General features: G+C 72.0%; 14 protein-coding genes. 9 read left to right on the forward strand and 5 right to left on the reverse strand.

What is annotated here, in order from left to right; all coding sequences use genetic code 11:
* Positions 1-87: 87 nt before the first annotated feature.
* A complete protein-coding gene (locus ACIBQ6_RS19790; protein WP_397213475.1) occupies positions 88-1278 on the reverse strand; it encodes a S1 family peptidase in 1191 nt (396 codons plus the stop codon).
* A 164-nt stretch (positions 1279-1442) separates the two neighbouring features.
* Between ACIBQ6_RS19790 and ACIBQ6_RS19795 the strand changes: the two genes are divergently transcribed.
* On the forward strand, positions 1443-1982 hold the full coding sequence (locus tag ACIBQ6_RS19795) for a hypothetical protein (protein WP_397213477.1): 540 nt from the start codon (positions 1443-1445) through the stop codon (positions 1980-1982).
* Here ACIBQ6_RS19795 and ACIBQ6_RS19800 read toward each other — a convergent pair.
* Entirely contained in the window at positions 1939-3096 is a 1158-nt protein-coding gene (locus ACIBQ6_RS19800) for an MFS transporter (RefSeq protein ID WP_397213479.1), read from the reverse strand. The two genes, ACIBQ6_RS19795 and ACIBQ6_RS19800, sit on opposite strands and share 44 nt — an antisense overlap.
* 161 nt (positions 3097-3257) lie before the next feature.
* Positions 3258-3596, reverse strand: coding sequence for a helix-turn-helix domain-containing protein (locus tag ACIBQ6_RS19805; protein WP_352357614.1), 339 nt, complete (start codon positions 3594-3596; stop codon positions 3258-3260).
* Between the two features lie 79 nt (positions 3597-3675).
* Between ACIBQ6_RS19805 and ACIBQ6_RS19810 the strand changes: the two genes are divergently transcribed.
* Positions 3676-4254: an NAD(P)H-dependent oxidoreductase gene (locus ACIBQ6_RS19810; RefSeq protein WP_358290706.1), complete on the forward strand. Its 579-nt coding sequence runs from the start codon at positions 3676-3678 to the stop codon at positions 4252-4254.
* A 15-nt stretch (positions 4255-4269) separates the two neighbouring features.
* Positions 4270-5550, forward strand: a complete 1281-nt coding sequence (locus tag ACIBQ6_RS19815) for a TIGR04013 family B12-binding domain/radical SAM domain-containing protein (RefSeq protein WP_397213482.1) — start codon at positions 4270-4272, stop codon at positions 5548-5550.
* A gap of 130 nt (positions 5551-5680) precedes the next feature.
* On the opposite strand, the gene ACIBQ6_RS19820 is transcribed toward ACIBQ6_RS19815, so the two are convergent.
* Both ACIBQ6_RS19820 and ACIBQ6_RS19825 read right to left on the reverse strand, forming a co-directional pair.
* A complete protein-coding gene (locus ACIBQ6_RS19820; RefSeq protein WP_352318077.1) occupies positions 5681-5911 on the reverse strand; it encodes a hypothetical protein in 231 nt (76 codons plus the stop codon).
* A gap of 44 nt (positions 5912-5955) precedes the next feature.
* Positions 5956-6465 (reverse strand): VOC family protein, encoded by a 510-nt coding sequence (locus ACIBQ6_RS19825; protein WP_358290701.1) that lies wholly within the window; start codon positions 6463-6465, stop codon positions 5956-5958.
* 63 nt (positions 6466-6528) lie between these two features.
* Here ACIBQ6_RS19825 and ACIBQ6_RS19830 point away from each other — a divergent pair, with 63 nt between their 5' ends.
* From ACIBQ6_RS19830 to ACIBQ6_RS19855, 6 genes are all read left to right on the forward strand, one after another.
* Entirely contained in the window at positions 6529-6978 is a 450-nt protein-coding gene (locus ACIBQ6_RS19830; RefSeq protein ID WP_364327728.1) for a MarR family transcriptional regulator, read from the forward strand.
* 130 nt (positions 6979-7108) lie between these two features.
* Positions 7109-7297, forward strand: coding sequence for a hypothetical protein (locus ACIBQ6_RS19835; RefSeq protein ID WP_357692877.1), 189 nt, complete (start codon positions 7109-7111; stop codon positions 7295-7297).
* Between the two features lie 85 nt (positions 7298-7382).
* The gene (locus tag ACIBQ6_RS19840; RefSeq protein ID WP_397213484.1) at positions 7383-8891 is read left to right on the forward strand and encodes a xylulokinase; all 1509 of its coding nucleotides are present in this window, start codon (positions 7383-7385) and stop codon (positions 8889-8891) included.
* 353 nt (positions 8892-9244) lie between these two features.
* Complete coding sequence (locus ACIBQ6_RS19845; RefSeq protein ID WP_358290692.1) at positions 9245-9928, forward strand: DUF998 domain-containing protein; 684 nt, start codon at positions 9245-9247, stop codon at positions 9926-9928.
* Between the two features lie 56 nt (positions 9929-9984).
* A complete protein-coding gene (locus ACIBQ6_RS19850) occupies positions 9985-12219 on the forward strand; it encodes a nitrate- and nitrite sensing domain-containing protein (protein WP_397213487.1) in 2235 nt (744 codons plus the stop codon).
* Positions 12216-12590, forward strand: a complete 375-nt coding sequence (locus ACIBQ6_RS19855; RefSeq protein WP_358290686.1) for a DUF742 domain-containing protein — start codon at positions 12216-12218, stop codon at positions 12588-12590. Before ACIBQ6_RS19850 ends, ACIBQ6_RS19855 begins: the two co-directional genes overlap by 4 nt.
* The last annotated feature ends 21 nt before the right edge of the window (positions 12591-12611 follow it).

A 12611-nucleotide genomic window follows, 5' to 3' on the forward strand; every position in this document is an offset into this window, starting at 1 on the left:
GATTCAAGATCCAGGCGGCGAGAGTGCTCACTCACCAGCGGCTACCAGGCACCGAGTCTGCCCGATCAGCAGCCACGGTAGCTCCCATTAGGCGGTGCGGAGGGTCAGGCCGTACGCGCTCAGGATCTCGTTGACGGGCTGGAAGTACGTCGTGCCGCCCGTGCTGCAGTTGCCGGAGCCGCCCACGGTCACGCCCTGGGCCTGGCCGCCCGAGATGAACGGTCCGCCGGAGTCGCCGGGTTCGGCGCACACGTTGGTGCGGGTCAGGCCGTACACGGTGCCCTGGGCGTAGGTGACGGTGGCGTTGTGCTGCTGGACGGTGCCGCAGTGCCAGCCGGTGGTCGGGCCCCCGCGGCAGACGGACGCCCCCACCGTCGCCTGGACGGAGCCGCGTACGGTCACCAGCGTCCCGCCGGGACCGCGGACGTACGGCTGCGCGGTGTACCCGGGGGTGGCGACCCACGCGTAGTCGTTGCCCGGGAAGGACGAGCCCTGGAAGGTGCCGGCCGGTGACTTGACCAGGTCGCCGGTGTGCCCGCAGTGTCCCGCGGTGACGAAGCCCGGAATGCTGCCCTTGGTGACCGAGAAGCCGATCGTGCAGCGCATCGAGCCGACGTAGAAGGGGTCGCCGCCGATGATGTCGGCGTACGTGCGGGGCAGTTCGGCGGACGGCGCCACCACGACGGCCGCACTGCGCGCCGCCGCCGCCAGGGCCGCGGCGACAGGGGCCGCCGTGGCCGAGGACCCGGACGCTGAGGACCCGGACGCTGAGGACCCGGACGCTGAGGACCCGGACGCTGAGGACCCGGACGCTGAGGACCCGGACGCTGAGGACCCGGACAGGGAGGGAACCTGGAGGACGACCCGGTTCGCGCGGACGTCGGCGTACCAGAGGGCGGGCCCCGTCCGGATGCGGCGGGCGGCCTGGTCCAGGCGGCGGACGACGGCGTCCAGCTCCGACAGCGAGTGCCGCACGACGACGGGTCGCGCCCCCCGGGCCGAGATCGCGGCGGTCCGATCGGGGTCGGTGGTGGCGACGACGAGGGCGGAGGCGTCCTCGGTCAGCCACGATCCGCTGTAGGAGTCGCCCAGCGAGGTGGCCAGTTCGGCCTCCAGGGCGGCGGCATGCCGCTCGTTCGCCAGCCGGGTGACCACCGCGGGCACCGAGAGGCCGAGGTCGCGCGAGAGCGCCTCGATCACGGGGTCGGACGCCGCGTGGGCGGGGGTGGCCAGGCAGGCGGCCACCAGGGTGATGCCTGCCACTGCACAGCGAAACATGCCGCCGCTCCTCGATGGGGGGTTCTGTCACGGTAACGGCTGACAGACAAATGAGGAGATACCAAATATTTCCTATTAAGGCGATATGCCCGTCCTTCCGGCCACCGGCCACAAATGGAGATTTTTCGTCCTAAAGTTGTAACTGGTGGTATGTCGGTATCGTATTGGGCCTGGAGGTGTTCCCTATGGGTAATGGTGTTCGTCATTTCGCCGGGGCCGCGGTGGGGGTCGCCGCGATCCCGTTGATCGCGGCCGGTCTCCTGTACGGACCCCGCGCGACCACGTCCGTCCCCGACTGGACGGCGACGGCGGCGCTGGCGGGGACCGCGGTCCTCATCGGAATCCTGGCCGGTTCCCGGATTTCTCCGGCCGCCTCGCTGCTGCCCGGCCTGGCTTTCACGGCCCTGGCCGGGGCGACGGTCGTGCGGGCCGCCACGGGAGGCGACCGGAGAATGGGATTCGACCTGGTGCCCGCCGATTATCTGGACGCGTACGCGGCATTGCTGAATACCTGGTCGTTGGCGGTCGGCGGCATTCTGCTGACCGCTTCGCTGTTCCCGTCCCGCTGGCGGGCGCGCCGGGGCGGGGCGCCGGCTCCGGAGAAGGAGGGGGAGGAGCCGCCGCCGCTGCCCAAGCGCGTCCCGTTCGCGTCGAAGAGGATCACATCGGCGCGACCCGCTCCCGGGCCAGCCACAGGGCGATGACCACGTACGGCAGGACCAGGAGGGCGAACGTCGTGCCGTGGGACAGGAACGGCGATCCCGCGCCGTAGGCCGTGTAGACGGCCAGGGTGACCATGTTCGTGCCGAGCCCGGCCACCGACGTCACGGTGGCCCGCTGATCGCCCGAGACGCGTTCCTGCAGCCGCGTGTCGGCCACCACGCCGGCCATCTGGAACGCCCCGAAGGCGCCGGCGACCAGCGCGAACCCGGCCGGATGCGGAACCAGCGCGCCCGCCGCCATGGCCAGCGCGGCCAGCCCCAGGACCAGCGCGAACGACCGCTCGCTCAGGCGGCGGGCGGGCCCCGCCAGCAGGCCGCCCGCCGCCGCCCCGACCCAGACGGCCAGGACGAGCAGCGGAACGGCCGTCCTGGGCGCGCCGGTCGAGGCGGCCAGGAAGGGCACGTACTCCTCCAGAGCGCCCCAGATCGCCGTCACGACGGAGATCAGGACGATCGCTTCGAGCACGTTCCGATCGGTACGGGCCTCGGCCACACCGGCCCGCAGAACCGCGAGATACCGTCCGTCCGAATCAGTGGACGCCGCTCGGGCAGGACGCCGCTCGGGCAGGGTCAGCGCGGTGGCGGCGCACAACAGGCAGGCCGCCACGCTGGCCGCGCCCACCGCCGGATATCCGCCGGCCGCGAAGACGGGCGTGGCGAGGGCGATCGCCGACGCGGCGGCGGCGATGCCGATCGAGTGGGCCCGGCCCATGATGGCGGCGTACCGGCCCTGGAGGCCCCGGCGTTCGAGCTCCTCGTACGCGAGCGCCTCGAAGGCGCCCGAGACGAGCGCGCCCTCGGCCCCCCACAACACGAAGCCCAGCGCGAAGGCCCAGTAGGACGGGAACAGCACCCACAGCCCGAAGCCGACGCCGGCCAGCAGCGGGCCCAGGAACAACAACAGCCTGCGGGACACCGCGTCGGCCCAGGCGCCGGAGGGGATCTCCAGCACCATGCCGGTCACGGACCAGATGACGAACAGCGAGGACGTCTCGGTCACCGAGAGCCCGGAATCGGTGAACAACAGCGTGTACACCGGGTAGAGCAGGACGAACTCGCCGAGGAACGTGTAGACGTAAAGCTTGGGGACGAACATGCGGCCCTCTCGGAAGGGGCGGACAGGGACTCCGTCTGGTGCTCGGCACCTCGGAGGCCCGCGCGCGCTCCTGCCGCGTCGGCCGCTGGTGGTTCATCAATGTCGCCAGTGCATGCCCGGAGTCTAACCCCGGCCCGCCTCCCCGCGCTCGCCCGTACGCGCTAGGCGGATCTGGCCGGCTCCTCGGGCCGCGGGATCCACTTGTGCGCCCAGGTGACCAGCTCGTCGAGCACCGGGCGCAGCTCCTGACCCATCTCCGTCAGGTGGTATTCGACCCGCACCGGCGACGTGGCCAGCACCCGCCGCTCGACGAGCCCGGCCGTCTCCAGCTCGCGCAGCCGGCGGGCCAGCATCGTGTCGTTGATGCCCGGGATGGCCGCCTTGAGATCGGCGTAACGATGGGCGCCCTTGAAGATCATGTGGATCAGGGCTCCCGACCACCGGGCGCCGATCAGTTCGAGGGCGACGTGGAACCGGACGCAGACGGAATGGGGGCTCACGGGGCAGATCCTAGCATTTGCTAAGAAATGTTTAGTTACTCAATAATGTTGAGGTATCAACTATCTGAGGAGGAACCCCATGGACAAGCCAGTCCTGCAGATCATCGTCGCCAGCACCCGTCCCGGCCGCGCCGGGCGCGAGGTCGCCGAGTGGTTCAGGAGCCGGGCCGTCGCCGCCGGGCAGTTCGACGTCGAGCTGGTCGACCTCGCCGAGGTGGGCCTGCCGTTCCTCGACGAGCCGAACCACCCCAAGCTCAAGCAGTACGTGAACGCCCACACCAAGGAGTGGAGCGCCACCGTCGAGCGGGGCGACGCCTTCGTGTTCGTGACCCCCGAGTACAACCACAGCTTCACGGCCGTGCTGAAGAACGCCCTGGACTACCTGCACCACGAGTGGCAGCACAAGGCGGCGGGGTTCGTCAGCTACGGCGGGATCTCCGGCGGCACCCGGGCGGTGAACGGCCTGCGCCAGGTCGTCAGCACGCTGAAGATGATCCCCGTGGTCGAGGCCGTCAACATCCCCTTCTACCAGCAGTTCATCGCCGAGGACGGCACCGTGGCGCCCAACGATGTCATGATCGCCGCCGCCGACGCCATGCTCGCCGAGCTGGCCAAGCTCACCGGCGCGCTGCGTCCCATGCGGCTGGCCTCCGCCTGAGCTACGCTGCCGGTCGTGGCGCTGGCTGTGGATGTGGTGGTCCGTTACCGCAAGGCCGTGACGTACGGCGTGCACGCGGTGCTCGCCGCACTGGAGACCTCGGGCGTGGAGCACCGGCAGCTGCTGGGAACCACCCCGGAGGAGACGGCGGCCCACATCGCGGCGAGCCGGGCCGACCGGGTGCTCGTGCTCTGGTCGTTCTACTCGCCGGACGCCGAGGCCATGGCCGCCGAGCTGGCCGCCGTCAGGTCGCTCAGCGACGGCCGGGGAGTGCACATCGCCGGCGGCGTGCACGCCACCGCCGAGCCGCAGCAGGTCCTCGACGCCGGCTGGGACCTGGCCGCGATCGGCGAGGGCGAGTCCACGATCATCGCCCTGGTCGAGGCGCTGCGGCGGGACGAGCCGCTGACGACCGTGCCGGGCCTCGCGGTCAAGGACGCCGACGGCGTCGCGCTCAGGACGCGTCCCGCCCCGCAGCTCCCGCTCGACGCGTTCCCGTCGTTCCTGGGGCGTAAGGGGCCGATCGAGATCACCCGGGGCTGCCGGTACACCTGCCGGTTCTGTCAGACGCCGTTCATGTTCGGCGGCCAGTTCCGCCACCGGTCGGTGGCCAGTGTGCGCGAGCACGTCAAGGGCATGGTCGAGCAGGGGCTGCGGGACGTGCGGTTCATCACGCCGACCTCGCTCTCCTACGGCTCGCCGGGCCCCGACCCCGATCTCGGCGCGGTGGAGGAGCTGCTGGCGGGGGTCAAGGAGGAGCTGCCGCCGCACGGCCGGGTGTTCTTCGGCAGCTTCCCCTCGGAGGTGCGGCCCGAGCACGTCACGCCGGAGGCCATGCGGCTGCTCAAGCGGTACGTCGCCAACGACAACCTGATCATCGGCGCCCAGTCGGGGTCCGACCGGGTGCTGGCCGCCTCTGGCCGGGGGCACGGCACCTCGCCCGTGCGCGACGCCGTCCGGATCGCCGTCGAGCACGGCTTCAGGCCGAACGTCGACTTCATCTTCGGCATGCCGGGGGAGTCGGAGGAGGACCAGCGCCAGTCGCTCGTGCTGGCCGGAGACCTGGCCGAGCTGGGCGCCCGCATCCACACGCACACGTTCATGCCGCTGCCCGGGACGCCCTGGCGGGACGCCGAGCCCGCGTTCATCCCGCTCGCGACCATGCGGGAGCTCGACCGGCTGGCCCAGCGCGGCGACGCGTACGGCCACTGGCGCCGGCAGGCCGAGCACTCGGCCCGGCTGGCCGAGACGGCCAAGGCCTACCCCCGCCGCACCCGCCGCCGCCGAACGGACTGAAGGGCCGCGAAACGCCACGCCGACGCCGACGGAGACGGAGACGGAGACGGAGACGGAGACGGAGACGGCAAGCCGAGCACGCGCGGGACAACCCGACTGCGTCCACCCGGCACACGCGGCGGCGGGCCGGTCAGTCGTCGTCGGTGAGTCGTTCGAGTGCGCGGTTGATGGAGTCGCCGAGCGGCCGCAGAACCTCGGAGAGCGCCTCGGCCAGCGGCCTCAGGATCTCCGTCGCCTCGTCCAGCAGGTCGGGCGACTTGTGCTCGGGAGGCGCCCATCGCATGGCGTCCGCGCTCAGCGTCTCCCATTCGTCCACGACGCCGTCGATGGCGTCGAGGACGTGATCCGGATCGTTTGGCATGACCCTCTCCGGAACAAATCGGTCGGATACCTGCCACGGTACCTTCAGGCCGGGATCGACACCCCTACCCCGCCCCGGGTCTGCGCGCCGTACCGCTCCTTGTCGGCGGCCAGGTCGAGCGGGCGGATGGCGGACCGGGCGGCCAGGGTCTCCTCCGTGATCAGCGCGGCGGGCACGAGCCAGGAGACCTCGAACTCCAGGCCGTCGGGGTCCTTGGCGTAGAGCGCCTTGGTCGTCCCGTGGTCGGAGGCGCCGACGAGGGAGCCGAGCTCGCTCAGGGTGACCGCGATGCGCTCCAGCTCGTCGAGCGTGTCCACCTCCCATGCCAGGTGGTAGAGCCCGACGGCGGTGCGTCCGGCGGGCGAGGAGCCGGCGCCCGCGCCGATCTCGAACAGCCCGAGGTCGTGGTCGTTGCTGGAGCCGGGGGCCTGGAGGAACGCGGCGCCGCGCATGCCCATGACCACCTCGAATCCGAGCGCCTCCCGGTAGAAGGCCACGCTGCGCTCCACGTCACGGACGTAGAGGACCGCGTGATTGAGCCTGTGGACCGGCATGGTCGTCCCCTTTCACCTGTTTCTCCCGGCCAGAGTATATGAGAGTTCAACTAAAATGAGAGGGTGACTCGATGGCTGGATCCGGACGAGCAGCAGACCTGGCGTGACTTCCTGGCCGCCGGTCAGCTCATCAACGAGGCGCTGGACCGGCAGCTCCAGCGCGAGGCGGGCATGCCGCACACGTACTACATGATCCTGGTGGCCCTGTCGGAGGCGCCGGACCGGTCGATGCGCATGAGCGAGCTGGCCGCCAGGGCCCAGAGCTCCCAGAGCCGCCTGTCGCACGCCGTCGCCCGCCTGGAGGAGCGCGGCTGGGTGCGCCGTGAGCGCTGCCCGGCCGACGGCAGGGGCAACGTCGCCGTCCTGACGGACGAGGGGTTCGCCACACTGGCCGCCACCGCTCCCGGTCACGTGGAGGAGGTGCGCAGGAGCCTGTTCGACGTCCTCACCCGCGAGCAGGTCCGCGAGCTCGGCGCGATCTGCTCCGCCGTGCGGGCCGCGCTGGAACGGTGAAGCACCCGGCCGTGCGGGCCGCGCTGGAACGGCGGAACGCCCGGCCGTGCGGGACACGCTGGAGCGGTAGCGAGCGAACTGTCATGGCCAGGCCGTAGCCTCTCCCGGTAGCCGAACGAGGGGATTGCCGATGCACGACACCGAAGAGGCACTGTTCCGGACGGTCCACGGCATCGCCGGGCTGATGGCAGGCCAGCCCGTGCCCGTCGTCATGGAGGCGTTGCTGCGCCACCTGCCCAAGGCCCCAGGTCTCGAGGTGGCGGAGATCCGCAAGATCGCGGAGGAGATCAGCGTCGGCCGCGACCCCTCGGGGCTGTAAATCACCCGAATTGCCGCTGAACGTCGCTCCCGAGCGGGGATACCATCTCAACCATCTCGCGCGGGAGCACGCATAAGGAGTTCGGGTGACGCTGGTCGCTGGGGTCGATTCCTCCACGCAGAGCTGCAAGGTCGTCATTCGCGAGGCCGAGACGGGCGCGCTGGTCAGGCAGGGCCGCGCCGCCCATCCGGCCGGCACCGAGATCCACCCCTCCCACTGGTGGACCGCGCTGCTGCGGGCCGTCGAGGAGGCCGGCGGGCTCGCCGACGTCGCCGCCATCAGCGTGGCCGGGCAGCAGCACGGCATGGTCTGCCTCGACGAGGCGGGCGAGGTCGTGCGCGACGCCCTGCTCTGGAACGACACCCGCTCCGCCCGGGCCGCCGCCGACCTGGTGGCGGAGCTGGGCGGGCCCGGGGCCTGGGCCGACGCGGTCGGCTCGGTGCCCGTCGCCGCGTTCACCGTGGCCAAGCTGCGGTGGCTGGCCGAGCACGAGCCGGACAACGCCCGCCGCACGGCGGCGGTCTGTCTGCCGCACGACTGGCTGACCTGGCGCCTGGCGGGCGCGCTCGCCCTGGGCGGCGGCTCCGGCCGGGGCGGCGGCTCGGGGCCGGGCAACGGCTCCGGCCGGGGCGGCGGCTCAGGTCCTCGGGGCGGCTCGGGCTCGGGCTTCGATCTCGCGGCCTGGCACCACGCGCCCCCGCCGCCGCTCGACCTGCTCACCACCGACCGGGGCGACGCCTCGGGCACCGGCTACTGGTCCCCGGCGACCGGCGCCTACCGCACCGACCTGCTCAAGGCCGCCTTCGGCGCCGTCCCGCTGCTGCCCCGGGTGCTGGGGCCCGCCGACCGCGCGGGCGACCCGGCGTCGGCCGGGCCGCTGCTCGCGCCCGGCACGGGCGACAACATGGCGGCCGCTCTCGGCGTCGGGGCCGGGCCGGGTGACGTGGTGGTCTCGCTCGGCACGTCCGGGACGGTGTTCGCGGTCGCGGAGACGCCCAGCGCCGACCCCACCGGCGCGGTCGCCGGGTTCGCCGACGCCACCGGGCGTTTCCTGCCGCTGGTGTGCACGCTGAACGCCGCCCGGGTCCTCGACGCCGCCGCCGGGCTGGCCGGGGTCGGCCTCGACGAGCTGAGCGACCTCGCGCTCCGGGCCCCGGCGGGGGCCGGCGGCCTGACGCTGGTGCCGTACCTGGAGGGCGAGCGCACCCCCAACCGGCCCACCGCGACCGGCTCGGTCCTCGGGCTCACGCTGGCCACCTCGACCCCGGCCCACCTGGCCCGCGCGGCCGTCGAGGGCATGTTGTGCGGCCTCGCCGACGCCCTCGACGCGCTCGGCACCCGTGCTGAGCGGGTGCTGCTGATCGGCGGCGCGGCCCGCTCGGAGGCCGTCCGCCGCGTCGCGCCGACCGTCTTCGGCGTGCCGATCGCGGTGCCGTCGCCCGGCGAGTACGTCGCCGACGGCGCCGCCCGCCAGGCCGCCGCCCTCCTCACGCCCCCCGACTGGCGGACCGAGGACACCGAGACCTACGACGCCCCGGCCGTCCCGGAGATCCGCGCCCGCTACGCCAGGGCCACGTCCCACGTGCTCGACTGAGGGCTCTGGTATCGGGTGAAAAAGCCTCGCAGTTGACAATTCCTTAGAAGTCCGGATGCGTGTCGGACGTACTGATCGCGGCCGTACGAAGCGATGCTGCGATCAGCGTGGTGTGCGGAACCACGGGTGTCGTGCCTGCGAGAGGGGATCCGGCGATGAGACGGGCACCGAGGAGTGCCGTCCACCCCAGGGGGCCGGGGAGGGGGACTCAGGGGTGGACTCAGGGACGGCTCGGGGGTGCCACCGGATGTGCCGGCACGCCTGTGGGCGCGAGAGTTGGGCACATGACCGCAGTGCCGAACAGCAGAGTGAGAGTCGCGAGAGCGCCCTGGAGCGTGAGTCTGAGGGCCCTCATGACCCCGACGAGGCTCTACCCCCTGATCGCCTGTGCATCGATCGTGTTCTCGGTGGTCGCGATCCTGGTCGGCCACTTCGGGCCCGACCCGTACCTCGACCCCATGAACGTGACCATCAGCGAGTACGCCGTGACCGACCGCGGGGGCGTCACGGAGGTCGCGATGGCGGTGCTCGGGATCGGGTCGCTCGCGCTGCTGACCGCGCTGCGGAGGATGGGGGCGCCGGTCCGGGGGCTGCCGGAGAAGTTGCTCATGGTGTGGTCGGCGGCGCTGGTCGTGGTGGCGGTCATCCCGACCGTCCCCCTCGGTCTCGATCTCGACGTCGCGGCCCAGGTTCACCGGTACGTGTCGATCGCGGCGTTCGTGAGCCTGCCGGCCGCCGGGGCGCTGCTGGTGCCCAGGCTGACCGCGGACGTCCACTGGAAGCCCGTCGCGCGGGCCGTGGAGTGGGTGGCGCTGGCGGGCGGGTTCGGGCTGCTGGCGATCACGTACGTGGCCCTGCCGGGGGAGCGGGTCATGATCGGCCTGGTCGAGCGGCTGCTGCTGGGCGCCGAAGTGTCGTTGCTCGGCCTGCTGGCGGCGTGGGCGCTGTGGCTGACGTGGTCGCCGGCCCGCGCCCCGAAGCACCCAGTAGACGCAAATTTCCCGACATATCACAGATTTATCGCTAGTCGATCTTAATCTCGTCCGTTTCGATGCTATTCTCTCCCGCGATCTTCTATGCGGGAGCAGGTGTCATGGCATCGGGCAGATCCATCCGATTCAAGATCTCGACGCTGCTCGTCATCCCCTTGATCTCCCTGATCGCGCTCTGGGGCTTCGCCGCGAGCACGACCACGGGTGAGGCGCTGAACCTCTTCAGGATCGATGCGATCTGGTCGAGTGTGATCAACAACGCCGACGACCTGGTCTCCAGCCTCCAGACCGAACGCCTGGCCTCCGCCGAACGCCTCGCGGGCACGGCGACCGAGCAGGCGGCCCTGTCCAAGGCCCGCGCCAAGGTGGACGCCAGCAGGAAGACCCTGCGCGAGCAGGGCCTGTCGGAGGACGCCCAGTCGGCGATGACCGACGACATGAAAAAGCAGTTCCAGGTCGTCCTGGACACCGTCGACCGGCTGCCGGAGGTCAGGCGCAAGGTCGACGAGCGCAGGATCACCCCCGGCAACCTGGTCACCGAGTACGCCAAGGTCTCCGACGAGGTCCACCTGCTGTACTCCAGGCTGACCGTCAGCACCGACCTCGAACTGTCCCTCCAGGCCCACGGCCTGATCGCGGCCGACGAGGTGCGCGAGCTGCTCAGCCGCGAGAACGCCCTGGTCGTCGCCTCCAACGGCCGTCCCTCGATGCACGACGTGCACCTGCTGGCCGGCATCGACGGCACCCGCACGTTCCTGTTCCCCAAGGCGCTGGCCAACCTCGACACCGAGCTGCGGGCGCCGTTCGAGAAGCTGTTCTACTCCTCCAGGTACATCACCATGGAGAGCCTCCTGCGGAGCTTCGTCGCCGGCCAGCCGGCCGACATGGACCTCTGGCGCGGCATCGGCGACCAGGTGCTCAAGGAGTACAGCGAGGCCGTCTGGGGCACCGGGGACAAGCTGCTGGGCCGGATGCAGCCGGCCGGCGTGGTCATCGTGGTCAGGGCCGCGATCGCGGGCGCTCTGGGGCTCATCGCGGTGGCCTTCTCGATCTTCATCTCCGTCCGGGTGGGCCGCAGGATCACCAGGGAGCTGGCCACCCTCCGCCGTACGGCGCTGGACCTGGCCGAGGTCAGGCTGCCCGACGTGGTGACGAAGCTGCGTACCGGCGAGCGGGTGGACATCGACGCCGAGGCGCCGCCCATCAAGGTCGGCGACAACGCCACCAGCGAGGTCGCCGACCTCGCCGCGGCCTTCGACAGCGTGCAGAGCACCGCCGTGGACGCCGCCGTCGAGCAGGCCAGGCTGCGCGAGGGCGTGGCCGAGGCGCTGCGGAACCTGGCCAGGCGCAGCCAGTCGCTGCTCCAGCGCCAGCTCAGGATGCTGGACGAGATGCAGCACCAGACCGAGGAGCCCGAGGCCCTGGAGCGCCTGTTCCGGCTCGACCACCTGACCACCCGCATGCGCCGCCACGCCGAGGGCCTGGTGCTGCTCTCGGGCGGCACGGCGGGCCGCAGGTGGCGCGGCGTCATCCCGGTCGAGGACGTGCTGAGCGGCGCCGCCGCCCAGGTCGAGGAGTACACCCGGGTCCGGGTCTACCCGATGCCCGAGTGCGGCGTGTCCGGCTCGGCCGTGGCCGACCTCATGCACCTGTTCGCCGAGCTGATCGAGAACGCGACGTCGTTCTCCTCGCCCGCCAACGAGGTCTCGGTGCGCGGCGAGATGGTCGGCAGGGGCTTCGCGGTCGAGATCGAGGACCGCGGCCTCGGCATGGACGAGGAGACCCGCAAGTCCATCAACGACCGGCTGGCCAGCCCGCCCGAGTTCGACCCCGCGCAGACCGAGCGGCTGGGGTTCGCGGTGGTCGGCATGCTGGCCGCCCGGCACGGCATCAAGGTGACGCTGAAGCTGTCCCCGTACGGCGGCACGACCGCCATCGTGCTCGTGCCGGGATCGCTGGTCGAGCCTATGGCGACGCCGGTGCGGCCGATGGAGTTCGAGCCCGTGTCCGTCTCCGTCCTCCGGTCCGAGCGGCCGGTCGACGCGGGGGAGGCGACCGGGCCGGGCGAGCTGCCGCGCCGGGTGCGCACGAGCAAGCGCGCGGGGCCGGCGCCGGGCGAGGGGCAGGACCTGCCCCGCCGCGACCGGCAGACGGGCCTGCCGCAGCGGCAGCGGCTCAGGCAGGCGCCCCTGGCCGCGCCGACGCCGCCGGCGCCCGTGGCGCCCGTGGCCGACGAGCGTTCTCCTGAGGAGACCAGGGCGCTGCTCTCCTCACTCCAGTCCGGATGGCAGCGGGGGCGGCAGGAAAGCGACCAGGATGGGGGTTCCCGAGCGTGAGCGGCGAGCACGAGTGGGTTGACGAGGAGGCCGGGCCCGTCGTCCGGCCGTACGCCGTGGCGCGGGGGCGCACCAGGCCCTCGTCCCCGGCCCTCGATCTGCTGGCGACCGTCGTCTCGACGGGACGGCCCGCGCCGGCCAAGGCCGAGCTGAGCGGCCAGCACCGGCGGCTGATGAGCTGCCTGTCCGGTCACTCCAGGCCCGTCGCCGAGGTCGCCTCGGAGCTCGGGCTGCCCGTGGGCGTGATCCGGGTGCTGCTCGGCGACCTGCTGGAGTACGACCTGATCGACGTGCGCCCGCCGCGCGACAAGACCGCCACCCCGACGGAGAGCCTGCTCCGCGAGGTGATCAACGGGCTGCGCGCGCTCTAGCCCGGCGGCGGGCCGCGCCCG

The organism is Nonomuraea sp. NPDC049655 (assembly GCF_044465465.1).
Classification (GTDB): domain Bacteria; phylum Actinomycetota; class Actinomycetes; order Streptosporangiales; family Streptosporangiaceae; genus Nonomuraea.

Coding starts and splice junctions, on each gene's coding strand:
- ACIBQ6_RS19790 (WP_397213475.1), bottom strand. CDS start 1,278: ATGTTTCGCTGTGCAGTGGCAGGCATCACCCTGGTGGCCGCCTGCCTG.
- ACIBQ6_RS19800 (WP_397213479.1), bottom strand. CDS start 3,096: ATGTTCGTCCCCAAGCTTTACGTCTACACGTTCCTCGGCGAGTTCGTC.
- ACIBQ6_RS19810 (WP_358290706.1), top strand. CDS start 3,676: ATGGACAAGCCAGTCCTGCAGATCATCGTCGCCAGCACCCGTCCCGGC.
- ACIBQ6_RS19820 (WP_352318077.1), bottom strand. CDS start 5,911: ATGCCAAACGATCCGGATCACGTCCTCGACGCCATCGACGGCGTCGTG.
- ACIBQ6_RS19825 (WP_358290701.1), bottom strand. CDS start 6,465: ATGCCGGTCCACAGGCTCAATCACGCGGTCCTCTACGTCCGTGACGTG.
- ACIBQ6_RS19835 (WP_357692877.1), top strand. CDS start 7,109: ATGCACGACACCGAAGAGGCACTGTTCCGGACGGTCCACGGCATCGCC.
- ACIBQ6_RS19845 (WP_358290692.1), top strand. CDS start 9,245: ATGACCCCGACGAGGCTCTACCCCCTGATCGCCTGTGCATCGATCGTG.
- ACIBQ6_RS19850 (WP_397213487.1), top strand. CDS start 9,985: ATGGCATCGGGCAGATCCATCCGATTCAAGATCTCGACGCTGCTCGTC.